The organism is Citricoccus sp. CH26A (assembly GCF_000224415.1).
In the GTDB taxonomy this organism is placed as follows: domain Bacteria; phylum Actinomycetota; class Actinomycetes; order Actinomycetales; family Micrococcaceae; genus Citricoccus.
The window spans coordinates 44,118-62,215 of sequence record NZ_AFXQ01000004.1 but is presented as its reverse complement, the minus strand read 5'-3'; the positions used below and the strand labels follow the sequence as shown (position 1 = coordinate 62,215).

Genomic DNA, 18,098 nt, shown 5'->3' with positions numbered 1-18,098 from the left:
GGGCGCTGGGTCCCGGGCCTTCCCCGGCTCCCCGGCCTCGTGGGAGGGGTTCCTCCGCGTCATCCCGTCCCCGGCCGAAAGGACCGCCAGCCCGTGGGCCTTCTCGAAACGATCCGTTCACCCCAGGACCTCAGCCGGCTCACGCCCAGCCAGGTCCGGAGGCTGGCGGAGGAGGTCCGGACGTTCCTGATCGCCAACGTCTCCCGCACCGGCGGTCACCTCGGCCCCAATCTGGGCGTGGTCGAGCTGACCCTCGCGATCCACCGGATGTTCGACTCCCCGCGGGACGCGGTGATCTTCGACACCGGGCACCAGTCCTACGTGCACAAGCTCGTCACCGGGCGGCAGGACTTCTCCACGCTGCGCCAGCAGGGCGGGCTGTCCGGTTACGGCGACCGGGGCGAGTCGGTGCACGACGTCGTGGAGTCCTCCCACGCATCGTCCTCGCTGTCCTGGGCGGACGGCATCTCCCGCGCCTGGGCACTGCGCGGCGAGGGTGACCGCTACGTGGTCGCCGTGATCGGCGACGGCGCGCTGACCGGGGGCATGGCCTGGGAGGCCATCAACAACATCGCCGCGGACCGCGACCGCCGCGTCGTGATCGTCGTCAATGACAACGGCCGGTCCTATGCACCGACCGTCGGCGGCCTGGCGAACCAGCTCTCGGCCCTGCGCCGGGCGTTCCTGGACAAGCTGCGCACCCACCGCACCTACGAGGACACCCTGGACTTCTGGAAGGGCCGGTTGCAGACCTCCGGTGCCGCCGGGCGCTTCGTCTACCGCTCCCTGCACGCCACGAAGAAGGGCATCAAGGACTGGTGGGCCCCGCAGGGACTGTTCGAGGACCTCGGGATGAAGTACATCGGCCCCATCAACGGGCATGACCAGGAGCAGCTCGAGGAGGCCCTGACCGACGCCCGGAACTACGCGGGCCCGGTCATCGTCCACGCCATGACGGAGAAGGGCCACGGTTACGCCCCCGCGGTCGCGCACGTGGACGACCAGTTCCACGCGATCGGCAGGATCGACCCGGAGACCGGCGAGCCGGTGGCCTCGAGCTCCGGACCGTCCTGGACCTCGGTCTTCGGCGACGAGATCGTGGCGATCGCCGACGAGCGCCCGGACATCGTGGCCATCACCGCTGCCATGAAGATCCCCGTCGGCCTGGGCCGGATGGCCGAGAAGCACCCCGAGCGCGTCTACGACGTCGGCATCGCCGAGCAGCACGCGGTCACCTCGGCGGCCGGCATGGCGTTCGGCGGGCTGCACCCGGTGGTGGCCGTCTACGCCACGTTCCTCAACCGCGCCTACGACCAGGTCCTGATGGACGTCGGCCTGCACCGCGCCGGCGTGACGTTCGTCCTGGACCGCGCCGGGGTCACCGGCCCGGACGGCCCCAGCCACCACGGCATGTGGGACCTGGCGCTGCTGCAGTCCGTGCCCTCGCTGCGGATCGCCGCGCCCCGGGACGCCGAACGGCTCCGCGAGGAACTGCGCGAGGCCGTGGCCGTGGGGGACGCCCCGACCGTGGTGCGGTTCTCGAAGGGCTCGGTCGGCCCGGAGATCGCCGCCCTGGAACGCCTGGACGACGGCGTGGACGTGCTGCTGCGCCTCGGCGCGGCCTCCGAGGAGCCCGGCGCCGAGCGCGACGTGCTGATCATCGCCGTCGGCGCCTTGGCCGAACTGGGCCTGGACGTGGCCGCGCGGCTGGCCGACCAGGGCATCTCCGCCACCGTCATCGACCCGCGGTGGGTCCTGCCCGTGCGCCGCTCGGTCATCGAGATGGCCGCGGAACACCGGATCGTCGTCTGCCTCGAGGACGGGGTGCGGGCCGGCGGCGTCGGCTCCCGCATCCGGCAGGAGATGCGCGCCCACGGCGTGGACACCGCCCTGAACGAGGTCGGCCTGCCCGTGGAGTTCCTGGCGCACGGCAGCCGGGAGCAGGTGCTCGAGCGCACGGGCCTGACGGCCCGCCAGGTCGCCCAGGACACCGTGGCCCAGGTCCTCGGCACCAAGGTGCCGTTCGCCCGGCCGCTCACCGGCCAGGACACCGGCCCGATCCCGACGACGAAGGAGCAGTCTTGAGCATCGTCCGCACCTACCGGCGCAGCGAGTCCGACGGCCAGCCCCGGCTGGACTACCGCGAGGCCTGGTTCGCGCCCGGCAGCGGTGAGGTGGTGGTCCACCACGGCCGGGTGGGCACCACCGGCACGACGTCGGCCGAGAAGGTCGCGGACGACGTGGCCGGTGAGGAGCTGCTCGCCAGTTTCGCGGCGCAGTGCGCCGAGGACGGCTTCGCCGAGGTGCCCGCCGAGGAGATGGACCGGTTGCAGGTCGCCTACCGGCTCAAGGGGTTCGAGCCGACGCAGGTCGAGCGCGGCCTCGTGGTGCGGCTCCGCGGCGAGATCACGAACCAGCTGGCCTGGCGCGGACTGGGCGAGGTCGTCGGCGAGCGGCTCGAGTCGGGGCAGGTCGTCTTCGAGGTGACCACCCCGCACCGGCGCAAGGCCGCAGCCGAGATCCCGGCCGCGGCGAAGCTGGCGGGCGTGCAGGCCTCGCGCGTGACGACCTCCGCCTGAACCTCCCGGCCTGGACCGCCCGGTCCGCGCCGCCCCATGTCGCCCTCTCCGGAAGGACCCGCCCACCCATGCAGTACCGCCGCCTCGGACGTTCCGGGCTGACCGTCTCCGTGGTCGGCCTCGGCTGCAACAACCTCGGCCGTCCCGGCACCGCCACGCTGAAGCAGGAGGGCACCGACGCCGTCGTGCACGCCGCCCTGGACGCCGGGGTGACCCTGTTCGACGTGGCGGACACCTACGGTGCCACCGCCGGCCTGAGCGAGGAACGGCTCGGCGCCGCCCTGGGTGCCCGCCGCGAGGACGTGGTGCTGGCCACGAAGTTCGGCATGGACGCCGGCGGGGCCAACGGCCCGGACCTCGGGGCGCGGGGCTCCCGGCGCTACATCGTGCAGGCGGTGGAGGCGTCCCTGCGACGCCTCGGCACGGACTGGATCGACCTGTACCAGTTCCACACCCCGGATGATGCCACGCCCATCGAGGAGACGCTGTCCGCCCTGGACGACCTGGTCCGTTCTGGGAAGGTGCGGTACATCGGGCACTCGAACCGGGCCGGCTGGCAGATCGCCGAGGCGGAGTTCGTGGCCCGGCAGCTGGGCACCGAGCGGTTCATCTCCGCCCAGAACCACTACAACCTGCTGGACCGCCGGGCGGAGCTCGAGGTGATGCCGGCGGCCCGCGCCTACGGCCTGGGCGTGCTGCCGTACTTCCCGCTGGCCAACGGGATGCTGACCGGCAAGTACTCGGCCGGGTCGGCCCCGGAGGGCTCGCGGCTGTCCCACACCCGCACGCACATGGTCCGGGACGCGGACCTGGAGCAATTGCGGCGTTTCGGGGACTTCGCGCGGGAGCGCGGGCTGCACGAGGTGGACCTGGCCTTCTCCTGGCTGGCCGCACAGGAGCCGGTCGCCTCGGTGATCGCCGGCGCTACCCGTCCGGAACAGGTGCGGCAGAACGCCGAGGCGGTGCGCTGGGTGCCGACGCAAAGGGAACGGGCCGAACTGGACGAGATCTTCCCGGCGGTGCCGAAGGTCGCGCTGTTCTAGTGGACTCTCTCTCCGTGAGCGCGCTCGAGGTCCTGATGTGGATCGTGGCCATCGCCGTGGTGGCGGTGCTCGTCACCGCCCTGGTGTCCTTGTCGCGATCGCCCCTGGACCCGGCCCGGCGGATCCCGTGGGCCTTCGCGATGTTCCTGCTGCCGGTCATCGGCCCGGCGGTCTGGCTCTGGTGGCGGTTCTCCTACTACCCCCAGCGCAAGGCGGAGCAGCCGCACTGGGACCCGAACCGCCGCGAGGTGATCGTCAACCCCCCGCGCCGGCCCGGAGCCGGGCGGTAGCCGCGCGGGACGGGCATGATCTAGAGCGTCACCATCACCCAGTCGCCGTCCACGGCGGCGGTGAACTCGGTCAGCGGCTTCTGCGCCGGCCCGCCGGAGGGCACGCCGGTGTCCACGGCGAAGTGGGAGCCGTGGCACGGGCAGGCGAAGACGTCCTGACCTGACTCCGTGGCCGGGGCGACCGTGCAGCCCTGGTGTGTGCAGACCGCCGAGAAGGCGTGGACGACGTCCTCCGCCTCACGCCGCAGCAACAGGGTGCGTCCCTCCACCTCGACCGAGGCGGACGTCCCCACGGGCAGCCGGTCCGCGGGCAGCGTCTGGGTCGGGGTGCCGCCCACGTGGTGGGAGGGGGCATCGGCCCGGTTGCGGATCTGGTCCGTGCACCCGGCCAGCCCCGCCGTGGCCAGGCCCGCCGCCCCGAGCACCGCGCCGCGTTCCAGGAAGGCCCTGCGGGAGGTGCCGCACCCGCACCCGGGGCCCGGACCGGCGTCGGGGGCGGGCGCCGTTCCGGAGGAACGGGGGAGGGGAACCGGGGCCTGGCTGGGCGGCAGTCGTCATCCCCCCATTATCCGCCCGCGCCGGCTCAGCCGTGGAACCTGGCGCCGTTCACGCGCTGTGAGGCGCCCACGTGGTCCAGGTAGGGGGTGATCCCGCCCAGGTGCATGGGCCAGCCGGCGCCCAGGATCATGCACAGGTCGATGTCCCGGGCATCGGCCACCACCCCGTCGGTGAGCATCAGGCCGATCTCCTCGGCCAGGGCGTCCTGGACGCGCACGAGCAGCTCCTCGCCGGTCTGGGGGGAGTCGCCCTGTTCCAGCAGCGCCGCCGTGCCGGCCGGGATCGCCTCACCCGAGGCGCCGCCGGACTCGGCCTCGATCCGGTCTCCCGTGAGGTCCTTGGCCCAGAGGGCGGTCTTGCCCGCGTCGATGAGGCGCTGCAGGTTGGCCGAGACGGGGAAGCGTTCGTCCCCGAAGGCGGCGTTGAGGGACTCGGTGACGTGCTGGGCGACCGGGATGCCCACCATGGCCAGCAACGTGAAGGGCGTCATCGGCAGCGCGAGGGAGTCGAGGGCGTGGTCCGCCGTGCCCGCAGGGGTGCCCTCGTCGAAGGATGCCTGCACCTCGCCCATCATGCGCAGCAGGACGCGGTTCACCACGAACGCCGGGGCGTCCTGGACGAGCACTGCGGTCTTGCCCAGGGTCCGGGCCGTGGCGAACGCGGTGGCCAGGACCTCGTCCGTGGTGGCCGGGCCGCGGACGATCTCCAGCAGCGGCATGGCGGCCACCGGGTTGAAGAAGTGGAACCCGACGAGCCGTTCCGGGTGGTCCAGGTCCGCGGCCATGTCGGTCACGGAGAGCGAGGAGGTGTTGGTGGCGAGGATGCAGTCGGCCGAGACGATGGCCTCGAGCTCGGCGAGGACCTGCTTCTTGACGCCCATCTCCTCGAAGACCGCCTCGATCACGAAGTCGGCGTCCACGTAGACGTCCTTGGACACGGACCCGGTGATGAGCCCGGTCAGCTCGGCCCCGGTCTCGGCCGAGAGCCTGCCGCGGGAGACCAGCCTCTGCACCTGGGACCGGACGTACGCCAGGCCGCGATCCACGCGGGCCTGGTCGATGTCCGTCATCACCACCGGCACGCCCAGGCGCTGGGCGAACAGCAGGGCCAGCTGGCCGGCCATCAGTCCGGCGCCGACCACGCCGACCTTGCGCACCGGTCGGGCGAGGGAGGCGTCGGGGGCCCCGGCGGGGTGCTTGGAGCGCTTCTGCACCACGTCCAGGAAGGCGTAGACGGTGCGGTGGAACTCCGGGGTCAGGGTCAGGCGCGCCAGCGCCTCGCACTCGGCGGCGGCGGACTCGGCCCGGCTGCGGTGCCGGCCGGCCTCGAAGAGCTCCAGGACCGCGGCCGGTGCCGGGACGTGGCCGCCGGTCCTCTCGGCGACGATCCGGCGGCCCTCGTCGATGGCCTCGTCCCAGGCGGCATCCGAACGGTCCCGGTCCCGCTGGGACTCCAGGGCCGCGAGGGTGTCGGCGTCCCCGGTCACCACGCCGGCGGCCCACGCCAGCGAGGCGTCGAGGAACCCGGTGGGGTCCGCGGGGTCCTCGGAGGGGTCGAACAGGGCGTCCGCCAGGCCGATCGAGTACGCCGTGCGCCCGTCGATCGAGCGGTTGTTGTGCAGCGGGTTGGCGAGCATCAGCGTCACCGCGTCCTTCGGCCCGGTGATCCGGGGGGTCTTCCACACCCCGCCCCAACCGGGGACCAGGCCGATGAACGCCTCGGGCAGTCCCAGCCCCGTCGCGGCGGAGGACACCGTACGGTACTGCGCGGCCAGCGCCAGCTCCAGCCCGCCACCCAGCGCGAGTCCGTTGATGAACGCGAAGGAGGGTACGGGGAACTCGGTGAGCAGGTCATAGACCTCGTGGCCCAGCCGGGCCAGCAGTGCACCGTCGGTGGGCTCGGTGAGTTCCGTGATGGAGCCGAGGTCCGCGCCGGCCACGAGGAACCCGGGCTTGCCGGTGACCGCGAGTGCGGCGATCTCCCCGCCGCGGGCCCGCGCGGCCTGCTCGATGAGGACCTCACCGAGGCCGATCAGCGTGTTCGGGCCCAGGGTGGTGGGACGCCGCGGGCCGGCATGGTTGTCGAGCGTGATCAGGGCCAGGGTCCCGGCCCCGCCCGGCAGCACGAGGTCCCTGACCTCGGCCCGGGTGACGACCTCGTCCGGGAAGCGGGCCGCGAGGCCCCGGAAGGCCTCGAAGCGGTCGGGTGCGGTGGTCTCGGACGAGGGGGCGGGCGAGGCGGGCATGCTGCTCCTGGGATCGGGGGCGGGCGGACGGTGTGGGCACCGCCCAGGTTACCGATCGGTAACTACAGGGGCAAGGGTGCGTCGGCCGTGGGCGGCCACGGCCGCCGTTCGCTGGCCGCCCCGCTCACGCGGCCGGATCGGGATCCAGCAGTGCGACGGTGATGATCGGCGCCGTGATCTGCACCTGCCACCGGCGGGCGCCGAGATCCGTCAGCGCGGCCGAGACCGAGTCCAGGTCGATCGCCTCGGGCGGGGTCCAGCACACCCGGCGCAACGTGTCCGGGGTCAGCAGGTTCTCGGTGGGCAGGTTCAGCTCCTCGGCCTTGTTGCCCACCCACTCCTTGGCCGTCTTGAGCCTGCGGTCGGCCAGCGGGTTGCGGTCCCTCCACACGCGCGGCGGGGGCGGGCCCTCGTTGGGCACGTGCAGTGCCGGCAACCGGTCGGGGGTCCGTGCCGCCGCCTGCCCGGCCTGGATGGCCCGGAGCCAGCGCGGCGCCTCCTTGGCGGCGGCCCGGCCGTGGAAGCCGGGGGTCTTCAGCAGCGCGGGGACCGTGGAGGGCTGGGCCGCGGCCGCGGAGACGATCGCCGAGTCTGGGATCAGCCGTCCCGGGGCGGTGTCCCGGTTCCGGGCCAGTGCCTCCCGGGCCTCCCAGAGCTCCCGGACCACCGCCAGTTGCTGGGGCCGGCGCAGCTTGTGCATCCCGGAGGTCCGGCGCCACGGGTCCGTGCGGGGCCCCGGCAGGGGAGTGGTGCGGATGGCCTCGAACTCCTCCTCGGCCCAGTCGAGCTTGCCGGAGGCCTCGAGCATGCCCACCATGGCGGCGCGCAGTTCCACGAGCAGCTCGACGTCGAGCGCCGCGTACCGCAGCCAGTCCTCGGGAAGTGGCCGCTTGGACCAGTCGGCGGCGGAGTGTTCCTTGGCCAGCGTGACCCCGAGCAGTTGCTCTAGCACGGAGGCCAGGCCCACCCGGGGCAGCCCGAGGATCCGGCCCGCAAGTTCCGTGTCGAACAGCCGGTCGGGCCACATCCCCAGTTCCGAGAGGCAGGGCAGGTCCTGGGTGGCGGCGTGCAGGATCCACTCCACGCCGGTCAGGGACTCCTGGATGACCGCGAGGTCGTCGAACGCCTCCGGGTCGATGAGCCAGATGCCGGCACCCTCGCGCTTGATCTGGACGAGGAAGGCGCGTTGGCCGTAGCGGAACCCGGAGGCCCGCTCGGCGTCGACGGCCACCGGACCGGTGCCGGCCGCCAGCAGGCGGGCGCACCGCTCGAGTTCCTGCACGGTCTCGGTGACGAAGGGGATTCCTCCCGCCGGCTCCGTGATGAGCCGGGGGACCGCGGCCGCAGCCTCGGTCTGTGCCTCGGGCTCGGTCGTCTCCGGGATGCGGCTGGTCTCTGCGGTGATGTCAGTTCCTCCTGATGCGCGGCAGGGGCGTGACCCCGTCCGGGACCGGGGGCAGGCCGGCGAAGGCGCAGACCATGTCAGCCCAGGCCTCCAGGTGTTCGGTGGTGTCCGGACCCTCGGGGGTCCATGATGCCCGCAGCTCGATGTCGGTGGTGTCCGGCCGCGTGGCCAGTCCGCCGAAGCTCTCCGAGAGTACGCGCGTGGCCGTGCCACCGGCCTCGGTGTAGCGGGCGTGGTGGGTCTCCAGTGCCTCGACGAGCCAGGTCCATGCCACGGCGCCGAGCATCGGATCACTGCCCAGGTCCAGCTCGAGCGAGGCGCGGATGTAGGTCACCACCCGGAACGTGCCCTGCCAGACCTCGGAGCCGGCCGGGTCGTGGAGCAGGATGAACCGTCCGGTGGCCAGTTCGGACGGGCCCAGGTCCGAGGACTCGTGGACCTCGGCGGCCAGGGCCACGGCATACGGCGCCAGCCGGCCGGGGACCGGGATCTCGTCCAGGGTGACCTCCTGCCGGTGCCGGGCGCGGCGCAGGCCCGCGAGCGCCTCGCGGAACTCCGTGGGAAGGCGCCGCGACTCTGCGGGATGGTGGCCTAGGGCAGTCACGGTCTCAACGTTAAAGCCCTGCCTGAGGGATGTGCGGGCGACGCGCCGTGGTGAGGCTCACCGCGCGGCGGCCAGTGCGGAGGACAGGGCGGCGGTGAAACCGTCCACGTCGTCGGCGGTCGTGTCCCAGGAGGTCATCCAGCGCACCTCGTTCCGGGAGCGGTCCCAGTCGTAGAACGCGTACCGGGAGCGCACGGCCTCGGCGACCGCCGGGTCCAGCACGGCCAGCACCTGGTTGGCGGCCGGCTCCTGGGTGAGGGTGACGCCGTCGAGGGCGCGGACCCCCTCGGCCAGCCGTGCCGCCATCGCGTTGGCGTGCCGGGCCGAGCGCAGCCACAGCTCGTCCGTCAGCAGGGCGACCAGCTGGGCCGAGACGAAGCGCATCTTCGAGGCCAGCTGCATCGAGGACTTGCGCAGGTACTCCACCGTCTTCCCGGCCCCCTGCGGCCCGGCCTGCACGGCGTCCGGGTTCAGCAGCACGATGGCCTCGGCCCCCAGGGCCCCGTTCTTGGTGCCGCCGAAGGAGACGATGTCCACCCCGGCGTCGGTGGTGAACGAGCGCAGCGAGGTGCCCAGCGCGGCGGCCGCGTTGGCCAGTCGGGCACCGTCCACGTAGAGCGCCATGCCCAGGCCGTGCGCGTGGTCGGCCAGGGCCCGGACCTCGTCCGGGGTGTAGACCGTGCCCAGCTCGGTGACCTGGGCGATCTCGACCACGGCGGGCTGGGCACGGTGGACGAAGCCGAGGCCGTGGGCCTGGGTGTCGACCAGTGCGGGGGTGAGCTTCCCGTCCGGGGTCGGCACGGTGTAGAGCTTGGTGCGGGCCACGCGTTCGGGGGCCCCGCCCTCGTCCTGGTGGATGTGGGCGCTCTCGGCGCAGATCACCGCGCCCCAGGGGGGCAGCAGCGACTGCAGCGCGACCACGTTCGCCGCGGTGCCGTTGAAGACCGGGAACCCCTCGGCCCGCTCACCGAATTGCCCGCGGACCGCCTCCTGCAACCGGGCCGTCCAGGAGTCGTCACCGTAGGCGCTCTCGTGGCCGGTGTTGGCCTCGGCGATGGCCGCGAGCACCTCGGGGTGGACGCCGGCGTAGTTGTCCGAGGCGAAGCCGCGCGGGGCGGGTCCGCTCACGCGCCGGCCTTGGGCTGCAGGGTCAGGGACACCGAGTTCATGCAGTAGCGCAGGTCGGTGGGCGTGCCGAAGCCCTCGCCCTGGAACACGTGCCCCATGTGCGAGCCGCAGTTGGCGCAGCGCACCTCGATGCGCTCCATGCCCAGGGTGGAGTCGCGGATGTACTCCACCCGGTCCTCGGCCAGCGGGGCGAAGAAGGAGGGCCAGCCGCAGTGGGCGTCGAACTTGGTGTCCGAGCGGAACAGCTCCGAGCCGCACGCGCGGCAGGCGTAGACGCCCTCGGTCTCGGTGTCCCAGTACTCACCGGTGAACGGGCGCTCGGTCCCGGCCTGGCGCAGGACCTGGAACTCGGCCGGGCTCAGGCGCTCGCGCCACTCCGCGTCCGGACGATCCCGCGCCGCCGGATCACCGGTGGGACCGGGGGCGGCGGGCGAGGCGGGGACGGAGTCGGGGCGGTCGGGGGTGGGATGCGGATCGCTCATGGTCCCCATAACACCACGGACCGGCCGGTTGTTTCCCGGGCCCGCCCCCGGCGACCCGGTCGGCGACCCATCCGGTTGGCACACCGGTCCGCCCGGCGGACACAATGGAGCACATGAGCCCACGCACCACCTCCCCGCGTCCCTCCCCGTCCGGGCTGGCCGGCCTGTCCGGCAGGTTGCGCGGCCGCGGCCGGAGCCTGCGCAAGGGCATCGGGAAGGCGGAGCCGGTGATGCGCTGGTCCTCGGTGGCTGCCGTGGCCGGCGTGGTGACCGGTTCGGTGGCCGCCGGCACCATCTCCGGGCTCGCCGGACTGTTCGCCCGGACCGTCGTGACGCCGGTGAAGACGCCGGCCGAGGACCTCGAGATCCTCGCCGTCGTCCAGGGGGAGTCCGGCCTCGAGATCATCCTCCCGGTCAACGAGGAGACCACCGTGCCGGGGACGTACTCCCTGGTGTTCGACGGCGGCGCCGGCGTGGCGCGCATCGGGGCGGTGTCCTCGTTCGACCCGCGCGACGGCACCGTCCAGCGCGAGGTCGAGGAGGTGTACTCCGGTGACCTGTCTAAGGCCGTCCGGGGCCGGTGGGCCGGGTTCATCTACCCCGATCCGCGGACGCTGGGCTACGAGGCGCTGGACGTGCGGATCGCCGTGGAGAACGGCTCCGCCCCGGCCTGGCTGGTGCCGGCGGCGGGTGGCCTCGTGCGCCGGACCGGCACGGCCACGGCGCACCCCGGTCCCGAGCAGGGCCCGGTGGCGGGCAGCCCCGCGCGTGTGCTGCCGGGGGAGGGCATCTGGGCGATCATGGTCCACGGCCGGGGCGCCAAGCGCACCGAGGGGATCCGCGCGATCGGCTCCGCCCGGGCCCTGGGCATGACCTCCCTGCTGATCTCCTACCGCAACGACGGGGACGCCCCGGCGGCCGGGGACGGGCGCTACGGCCTGGGGACCACGGAGTGGCGCGACGTCGAGGCCGCCGTCGCGTACGCGCTGGAGCACGGCGCCCGCGAGGTGGTGCTGTTCGGCTGGTCCATGGGGGCCGCCGTGTGCCTGCAACTGGCCGACCGCTCCGAACTGGCCTCCTCCGTGGCCGCCATGGTGCTGGACGGCCCCGTCATCAACTGGATCGACGTGCTGGCCCACCAGGCGCGGCTGAACCGGTTGCCCGATGCCTCCGGGCGCCTCGGGCAGTGGCTCATGAGCAACCGGGCCGGCCGCTGGGCCACCGGGCTGGCGGCCCCCGTGGACCTGAAGGCCATGAACTGGGTGGCCCGGGCCGACCAGGTGCGGGTGCCCACGCTGATCCTGCACTCGGAGGACGACGACTTCGTCCCCGTGGGACCCTCGATGGACCTGGCCGCGAAGAATCCGCAGATGGTGAGCTTCGTGCGGTTCACGCTGGCCCGGCACACCCGGGAGTGGAACGTCGACCCGGAGAAGTGGGACCGCGCGGTGCGCGTGTGGCTGCACGCGGTGCTCACCTCCCCCAGGCCCGGCCTGTCCCAGCTCGTCGCCGCCGGGGCCTGAACCGCCGGCGCGGAACCGCCGGGCGGCTCAGCCCAGCAGCCCGCGGCGCCGCAGCAGGTGCTCCGGGTCCGCGTCGCGACCGCGGAAGGCCCGGTAGGACTCCAACGGGTCCCGCGTGTTGCCGCGGGAGAGCAGTTCGGCGCGGAAGCGCTCGCCGTTCTCGCGCGTCAGCCCGCCCCGGGACCGGAACCACTCCACGGTGTCCGCGTCCAGGACCTCGGACCAGATGTAGGAGTAGTACCCCGCCGCGTAGCCGCCCGCGAAGATGTGCTTGAAGTACCCCGTGCGATAGCGCGGCGGGACCAGGGCGGGATCCAGCCCGGCGGCCTCGAGCGCCTCGTGCTCGAAGGCGAGCGGATCCTGCACCACCGTCCCCGGTGCCAGGGAGTGCCAGGCCAGGTCCAGCATGGTCGCCCCCAGGTACTCCGTGGTGCGGAACCCCTCACCCCAGAGCGAGGACGCCTCGATGGCCGCCAGCACCTCGGGGTCGATCGCCTCACCGGTGTCCACATGGCGCGCGTACGCGGTGACGACCTCCGGCCAGTACATCCACATCTCATTGACCTGGGACGGGAACTCCACGAAGTCCCGCGGCACCGCCGTCCCGGACAGGGAGGCATAGCGGGCCGTGGACAACAGCCCGTGCAGCGCGTGCCCGAACTCGTGGAACAGGGTGGTCACCTGGTCCACGGTCAACAGCGCCGGTTCACCCTCGGCCGGGGCCGGGATGTTCAGGGTGTTGGTGACCACGGGCCGTTCGCCGAACAGCGTCGAGGCCTCGCGGAGGGAGTCCATCCAGGCCCCGCCGGACTTGGTCGGCCGGGTGAAGAAGTCCCCCACGAACAGGCCCAGCCCGGCGCCGTCGGCGTCCACCACCTCCCACACGCGCACGTCCGGACGGTATCCCGGCAGCTCCGGGCGCTCGCGGAAGGTCAGCCCGTAGAGGGCGGTGGCGGCGGCGAAGACGCCGTGGGCCAGGACCCGGTCCAGTTCGAGGTACGCGCGCAGCCCGGAGGCGTCCACGCGGAACCTCTCCCGCTCGATCCGGGCCGCGTGGAAGGGCCAGTCCCAGGGCTCCACCGGGTGTCCGGCCGCGGTCTCGACCTCCGCCCGCTCCCGGCGGGCATTCGCGGTGGCGGCCGGGATGATCCGTCCCAGCAGGTCCCGGACCGCCGCCAGGTCCGGGGCCGTCCGGTCCTGCAGGGCGTACGCGGCCCAGCTGGAGTGTCCCAGCACCCCGGCCTTCTCGGCGCGCAGGGCCGCCTGTTCCACGGCCAGCGCCAGCGTGGAGTGCTCGTCGTCGGTGCTGCCCCGGTGCCAGGCGGCCTCGTGGACCCGCCGGCGCGACTCCCGGACCTCGAGGGTCTCGAGCCAGGGCTGGGAGGTGAACATGGACAGCGTGAGGAGGTAGCCGCCGTCGTGCCCCGCGGCCTGGGCCGCCTCCGCGGCCGCGGCGAGGTCCTGCTCCGTGAGCCCGGCCAGCTCCGCCGCCGAGGCGAACCAGACGGCCGCGGCCGTGTTCCCCTCCACCATGCGGCGCCCGTACTGGGCGGAGAGCACGGCCAGGCGCTCGTTGATGGCGGCCAGGCGCCGCTTGGCGGCCGCGTCCAGGTCCGCGCCGCGCAGGCGGAAGGCCCGGAGGGTCTCCGTGGCGAGCCGGTGGTCCTCGCCGGTCAACGCCTCCAGGTCCACGCCGGCCAGCCGGCGGTAGAGACGCTCGTCGAGGTAGGTCGCGTCCTGGTGGGCCGACAGCTCCGGACTGATCTCCTCGTCGATCCGGTGGCGGGTGTCCGTGCCGTCGGCGGCCACCAGGTGGTGGAAGACCATGGACACCCGGCGCAGCGCCCGGCCGGAGCGCTCGAACGCCAGGACGGTGTTCTCGAAGGTGACGGGACCCGGGTCCGTGGCGATGGCCTCCAGCTCGGCCCGGTGCGCGGCCATGCCCGCCCGGAACGCCGGCAGGAAGTGGTGGTCCTGGATGGCGCCGAAGTCCGGCAGGCCGTAGGGGAGCGCGGACGGCGTCAGCAACGGGTTGGCATCGGTGCCGGCGGCGGGGAGGGTGTCGGTCGTCATGGTCAGCAACTGTTTCACATCCACCGATCCGCGGACAGGGTGCTCGCTGCGCCGCGGCGGCGTCCCGCTAGACTCGTCAGCAGACTTCAGCCGGTACCGCCGGACGTCACCAACAGCCGATCCCGGTCGTGCCGCGCGCGGCCGGGCAGGGGAGGAGAACACGTGGCAGGGCATTCCAAGTGGGCGACCACCAAGCACAAGAAGGCCGTGATCGACGCGCGTCGGGCGAAGGCCTTCGCCAAGTACGTCAAGGGCATCGAGGTCGCGGCCCGCGTCGGCGGCCCGGACCTGGACGGCAACCCCGCCCTCGAACTGGCCGTGACCAAGGCCAAGAAGCAGTCGGTCCCCAATGACAACATCGACCGCGCCATCAAGCGCGGCGCCGGGCTCACCGGCGAGGTCATCGACTACACCGAGATCATCTACGAGGTGCGCGGCCCCCAGGGCTCGGCACTGATGGTCGAGTGCCTGACGGACAACAAGAACCGCGCCGCCGCCGACGTCCGCACCGCGGTGACCCGCAACGGCGGCACCATGGCCGACGCCGGCTCCGTGGCGTTCCTGTTCAACCGCACCGGAGTCGTCCGCCTGCCGGCCGAGGGGACCACCGAGGACGAGGTCCTCATGGCCGTCCTCGACGCCGGCGCCGAGGAGGTCGTGAAGTCCGGTGACTCCTTCGAGGTCCTGTGCGACCCCTCGGACATGTCCGCCGTGACCGCGGCGCTGGACGGGGCCGGGATCGAGTACGACACCGACGAGATGGAGTTCGTCGCCACCATGAAGGTCGACCTCGACGCCAAGGGCGCCAAGACCTTCCTGCACCTCGAGGAGGCCCTCGAGGACCTCGACGACGTGCAGGGCGTCTACTCCAACGTCGACATCGCCCCCGAGGTCCTCGCCCAGCTCGACGAGGACTGACCGGATCGTGGCTGGGGGTCCGGGACCGGTCGGCGCGGCCCGGCCGGCCGCGCGCCCGCTGCGCGTGCTCGGCGTCGACCCGGGGCTGACCCGGTGCGGCATCGCCGTCGTGGACGTGGCCCCGAACCGCACCGCCACGCTCGTGGGGGTGACCGTCGTCGGGACCGGGGCGGACACCACGCTGGACAAGCGGCTGCTGGCCATCGACGAGGCGATCAACGAGTGGCTGGACCGGCACGCCCCGGACCACGTGGCCGTGGAACGCATGTTCGCGCAGAACAACACCCCCACGGTGATGGGCACGGCCCAGGCCTCCGGGGTGGTCATCGCCGCCGCCGCGCGACGGGGACTGCCGGTGGCCCTGCACACGCCCTCGGAGGTGAAGGCGGCGGTCACCGGCCACGGTGATGCCGGCAAGGACCAGATCGCGGCCATGGTGACCCGGATCCTGCGGCTGGACGCACCGCCGAGGCCGGCCGACGCCGCCGACGCGCTGGCCCTGGCCATCACGCACGCCTGGCGCGGTGGCCTGATGGGCCGGGGACTCGAGACCGGGAACCTCACCAGCCCCCGCAAGGACTCCCGCTTCCCGGGCTCGGCCGGAAGGCCCGGTGCGGGCGGTCGCGGCGCGACGGCGGCCCAGCGGGCCTGGCTCGAGGCCGAGCGCCGGTCCCGCGGTTCCACCGGCTGGGGGAGCGGGTCCCGGGTCTGAGGGGCAGACAGGCTAGGCTGTTCGTAGATATCTTCGAACAGCGCCCGATGCGCCGCTGTCGTCCGACCCCGACCCTGGAGTGAGGCCCGCATGATCTCGTCCCTGTCCGGCACGGTGGAAACCGTGGGACTGAACCACGCCGTGATCAACGTGGCCGGCTTCGGCATGCAGTTCTCGGCCACGCCCCAGACGATCTCCCACCTGCACGTCGGGGACACCGGCCGGGTGCTCACCACCCTGGTGGTGCGCGAGGACTCCATGACCCTCTACGGGTTCGCCACCCCGGACGAGAAGGAGGTCTTCGAGGTGCTCATCGGCGTCTCCGGCGTGGGCCCCCGGCTGGCGATGGCCGTGCTCGCGGTGCACGACCCCGAGACCGTGCGCGTCGCCGCCTCCTCCGGGGACGACAAGACGTTCACCCGGGTCCCGGGCATCGGGCCGAAGGGTGCCCGCCGGATCGTGCTGGAACTGGCGGACAAGCTCGTCCCCACCGGGGCCCCGGTGGCCGGTGGCCCGGACGAGGACGGTCCCTCGACGGACACGCCCTGGCTGGACCCGGTGCTCGAGGCACTCACCGGCCTGGGCTGGACGGAGAAGGACGCCGACAAGGCCGTGAAGGACACGCTGCGGCACGAGCCGGAGCTCGAGGAGTCCGCGGACGTGGCCACGGTGCTGCGGGCCACCCTGCGGCACCTGGGCCAGGGCCAGTCCGCGCGGTCGGGACGCTCGTGAGGAACGCAGGAGGCAGGACATGACGGAACTAGTCAGCCCCCAGCCGGGGCAGGACGGCCCGGCCCGGATGGTCGGCGGCGGCGCCGACGGCGAGGAGCGTGAGCTCGAGGCGGCGCTGCGCCCGAAGAACCTCGACGACTTCGTCGGCCAGCACCGGGTCCGCCGCCAGCTCTCGCTCGTGCTGGAGGCCGCCCGGATGCGCGGCCGCTCCGCCGACCACGTCCTGCTCTCCGGCCCGCCCGGCCTGGGCAAGACCACGCTGGCCATGATCATCGCCGCCGAGATGAACGCGCCGCTGCGGATCTCCTCGGGGCCGGCCATCCAGCACGCTGGCGACCTCGCGGCGATCCTGTCCTCCCTCACCGAGGGCGAGGTGCTGTTCCTCGACGAGATCCACCGCATGTCCCGGCCTGCCGAGGAGATGCTGTACATGGCCATGGAGGACTTCCGGGTGGACATCGTGGTGGGCAAGGGCGCCGGTGCGACCTCCATCCCCCTGGAGATCCCCCCGTTCACGCTGGTGGGCGCCACCACCCGTGCCGGCCTGCTGCCTGGACCGCTGCGGGACCGGTTCGGGTTCACCGGGCACCTGGAGTTCTACAGCACCGAGGAGCTGGAACTGGTGCTGCGGCGCTCGGCGCTGCTCCTGGACATGAAGGTCAACTCGGCCGGCTTCACCCAGATCGCCTCGCGCTCCCGCGGCACCCCGCGCATCGCCAACCGGCTGCTGCGACGGGTCCGGGACTGGGCCCTGGTCGGCGGCCTCGAGCAGGTGGACGCGCGGGCCGCCTCCGCGGCGCTGGACATGTACGAGGTCGACACCATGGGGCTGGACCGGCTCGACCGGTCGGTCCTGACCGCGCTGTGCACCAAGTTCGGCGGCGGTCCCGTGGGACTGTCCACCCTGGCGATCGCCGTGGGGGAGGAGACCGAGACGGTCGAGACCGTGGCCGAGCCCTTCCTGGTCCGCGAGGGACTGCTGGGACGGACCCCGCGCGGCCGGATCGCCATGCCCGCGGCCTGGGAGCACCTGGGCCTGACGCCCCCGCCCGAGGCGCCGGGGGCGGCCTTCTGGACCGTGGCCGGGTCCGGGACGGCGAGCCCCGTGGACGGTGCGCCGGCCGGGACGGTCGACGCGCGGCGGGCCGACACGCTCTTCGACGCCTGAGGGGCCTCCCGGGGCGGCCGGAGGCGGGACACACCGTAGACTGGTGAAGTTGCCCTGTGCCCCCGACCCTGGAATGTGGTGTCCCGACGTGACCCTGTTGACTGACCTGACCACCGCCTCGATCGTCGCCGAAGGCGGAGCCGGGCAGAACCCCGGCCTGCCGTTCGACCCCTTCCTGCTGATCATGCTGCTGATCTTCGGCTTCCTGATCTTCAGCATGTTCCGCCGTAGCAAGAAGGCCCAGCAGCAGCAGCAGGAACTGCGCAGCAGCCTGGCCCCGGGCGTCGAGGTCATGACCACCATGGGCCTGTTCGGCACGATCGTCTCGGTGGACACCGAGGAGAACAAGGCCGTCATCGAGCTCTCCCCGGGCACCACCGCCACCGTGCACCTGCAGGCCATCGGCAAGGCCGTCGAGCCGGCCGCCGCGGCGCCGGCCGAGGCCGCGCCCTACGAGGCGCCGACCTACCGCGAGGAGGCCACAGGGAACTCCGTCCCGGACTCCCCGGCCGCCCTGGACGAGACCCCGCGCCGTCCCGAGGACACCGACGGCACCGGACCGGACGACCAGCGGCCCGAGGGCAACCGTCCCTGATCTGACGGCCCCGCCGCCGACGAGCACCGTCCTTCCCACCGTG

The 18,098-nt window shown here is 73.1% G+C and carries 17 protein-coding genes; 10 read left to right on the top strand and 7 right to left on the bottom strand.

The features are described 5' to 3' along the window. Window positions 1-93: 93 nt before the first annotated feature. From dxs to CITRI_RS16220, 4 genes are all read left to right on the top strand, one after another. A complete protein-coding gene (dxs, locus tag CITRI_RS0103905) occupies window positions 94-2,085 on the top strand; it encodes a 1-deoxy-D-xylulose-5-phosphate synthase (protein WP_010143313.1) in 1,992 nt (663 codons plus the stop codon). Further along, window positions 2,082-2,579 (top strand): hypothetical protein, encoded by a 498-nt coding sequence (locus CITRI_RS0103900; protein WP_010143312.1) that lies wholly within the window; start codon window positions 2,082-2,084, stop codon window positions 2,577-2,579. The genes dxs and CITRI_RS0103900 overlap by 4 nt, the downstream gene beginning before the upstream one ends. A gap of 68 nt (window positions 2,580-2,647) precedes the next feature. Then, a complete protein-coding gene (locus CITRI_RS0103895; RefSeq protein ID WP_010143311.1) occupies window positions 2,648-3,622 on the top strand; it encodes an aldo/keto reductase in 975 nt (324 codons plus the stop codon). A 14-nt stretch (window positions 3,623-3,636) separates the two neighbouring features. After that, a complete protein-coding gene (locus CITRI_RS16220) occupies window positions 3,637-3,912 on the top strand; it encodes a PLD nuclease N-terminal domain-containing protein (RefSeq protein WP_237708978.1) in 276 nt (91 codons plus the stop codon). Window positions 3,913-3,932: 20 nt separating this feature from the next. Here the strand turns inward: CITRI_RS16220 and CITRI_RS19895 are convergent, their stop codons facing one another. The 6 genes from CITRI_RS19895 to msrB form a co-directional block, all read right to left on the bottom strand. Next, complete coding sequence (locus CITRI_RS19895; protein WP_010143309.1) at window positions 3,933-4,337, bottom strand: ubiquinol-cytochrome c reductase iron-sulfur subunit; 405 nt, start codon at window positions 4,335-4,337, stop codon at window positions 3,933-3,935. 158 nt (window positions 4,338-4,495) lie between these two features. Continuing rightward, window positions 4,496-6,715 carry a 3-hydroxyacyl-CoA dehydrogenase NAD-binding domain-containing protein gene (locus CITRI_RS0103880; protein ID WP_010143308.1) on the bottom strand — a complete coding sequence of 740 codons (2,220 nt, stop codon included), beginning with the start codon at window positions 6,713-6,715 and terminating at the stop codon, window positions 4,496-4,498. A gap of 124 nt (window positions 6,716-6,839) precedes the next feature. Continuing rightward, a complete protein-coding gene (locus tag CITRI_RS0103875; RefSeq protein ID WP_010143306.1) occupies window positions 6,840-7,997 on the bottom strand; it encodes a ribonuclease D in 1,158 nt (385 codons plus the stop codon). Between the two features lie 124 nt (window positions 7,998-8,121). Continuing rightward, window positions 8,122-8,724 carry a DUF3000 domain-containing protein gene (locus CITRI_RS0103870; protein ID WP_010143305.1) on the bottom strand — a complete coding sequence of 201 codons (603 nt, stop codon included), beginning with the start codon at window positions 8,722-8,724 and terminating at the stop codon, window positions 8,122-8,124. A 57-nt stretch (window positions 8,725-8,781) separates the two neighbouring features. Beyond that, a complete protein-coding gene (locus CITRI_RS0103865) occupies window positions 8,782-9,852 on the bottom strand; it encodes a low specificity L-threonine aldolase (protein ID WP_010143304.1) in 1,071 nt (356 codons plus the stop codon). Beyond that, complete coding sequence (gene msrB / locus CITRI_RS0103860; RefSeq protein ID WP_010143303.1) at window positions 9,849-10,343, bottom strand: peptide-methionine (R)-S-oxide reductase MsrB; 495 nt, start codon at window positions 10,341-10,343, stop codon at window positions 9,849-9,851. Before msrB ends, CITRI_RS0103865 begins: the two co-directional genes overlap by 4 nt. Before the next feature lie 104 nt (window positions 10,344-10,447). On the opposite strand from msrB, the gene CITRI_RS0103855 reads away from it, so the two are divergent. Further along, on the top strand, window positions 10,448-11,857 hold the full coding sequence (locus CITRI_RS0103855; protein WP_010143302.1) for a S9 family peptidase: 1,410 nt from the start codon (window positions 10,448-10,450) through the stop codon (window positions 11,855-11,857). 27 nt (window positions 11,858-11,884) lie between these two features. Here the strand turns inward: CITRI_RS0103855 and CITRI_RS0103850 are convergent, their stop codons facing one another. Further along, window positions 11,885-13,930: a M3 family metallopeptidase gene (locus tag CITRI_RS0103850; RefSeq protein ID WP_029139024.1), complete on the bottom strand. Its 2,046-nt coding sequence runs from the start codon at window positions 13,928-13,930 to the stop codon at window positions 11,885-11,887. Window positions 13,931-14,092: 162 nt separating this feature from the next. On the opposite strand from CITRI_RS0103850, the gene CITRI_RS0103845 reads away from it, so the two are divergent. From CITRI_RS0103845 to yajC, 5 genes are all read left to right on the top strand, one after another. Then, window positions 14,093-14,848, top strand: coding sequence for a YebC/PmpR family DNA-binding transcriptional regulator (locus CITRI_RS0103845; protein WP_010143300.1), 756 nt, complete (start codon window positions 14,093-14,095; stop codon window positions 14,846-14,848). Between the two features lie 7 nt (window positions 14,849-14,855). Next, complete coding sequence (ruvC, locus tag CITRI_RS0103840; RefSeq protein ID WP_010143299.1) at window positions 14,856-15,560, top strand: crossover junction endodeoxyribonuclease RuvC; 705 nt, start codon at window positions 14,856-14,858, stop codon at window positions 15,558-15,560. Between the two features lie 90 nt (window positions 15,561-15,650). Next, the gene (ruvA, locus tag CITRI_RS0103835) at window positions 15,651-16,292 is read left to right on the top strand and encodes a Holliday junction branch migration protein RuvA (RefSeq protein ID WP_010143298.1); all 642 of its coding nucleotides are present in this window, start codon (window positions 15,651-15,653) and stop codon (window positions 16,290-16,292) included. A gap of 67 nt (window positions 16,293-16,359) precedes the next feature. Further along, entirely contained in the window at window positions 16,360-17,460 is a 1,101-nt protein-coding gene (gene ruvB / locus CITRI_RS16210) for a Holliday junction branch migration DNA helicase RuvB (RefSeq protein ID WP_083843291.1), read from the top strand. 88 nt (window positions 17,461-17,548) lie between these two features. Next, a complete protein-coding gene (gene yajC / locus CITRI_RS16205) occupies window positions 17,549-18,055 on the top strand; it encodes a preprotein translocase subunit YajC (protein WP_010143296.1) in 507 nt (168 codons plus the stop codon). Window positions 18,056-18,098 lie beyond the last annotated feature (43 nt).

Excerpts from the sequence above, each read along its gene's own strand:
- ruvB (WP_083843291.1), top strand. The coding sequence starts at position 16,360 with ATGGTCGGCGGCGGCGCCGACGGCGAGGAGCGTGAGCTCGAGGCGGCG.
- CITRI_RS0103850 (WP_029139024.1), bottom strand. The coding sequence starts at position 13,930 with ATGACGACCGACACCCTCCCCGCCGCCGGCACCGATGCCAACCCGTTG.
- msrB (WP_010143303.1), bottom strand. The coding sequence starts at position 10,343 with ATGGGGACCATGAGCGATCCGCATCCCACCCCCGACCGCCCCGACTCC.
- CITRI_RS0103880 (WP_010143308.1), bottom strand. The coding sequence starts at position 6,715 with ATGCCCGCCTCGCCCGCCCCCTCGTCCGAGACCACCGCACCCGACCGC.
- CITRI_RS0103855 (WP_010143302.1), top strand. The coding sequence starts at position 10,448 with ATGAGCCCACGCACCACCTCCCCGCGTCCCTCCCCGTCCGGGCTGGCC.
- CITRI_RS0103895 (WP_010143311.1), top strand. The coding sequence starts at position 2,648 with ATGCAGTACCGCCGCCTCGGACGTTCCGGGCTGACCGTCTCCGTGGTC.
- ruvA (WP_010143298.1), top strand. The coding sequence starts at position 15,651 with ATGATCTCGTCCCTGTCCGGCACGGTGGAAACCGTGGGACTGAACCAC.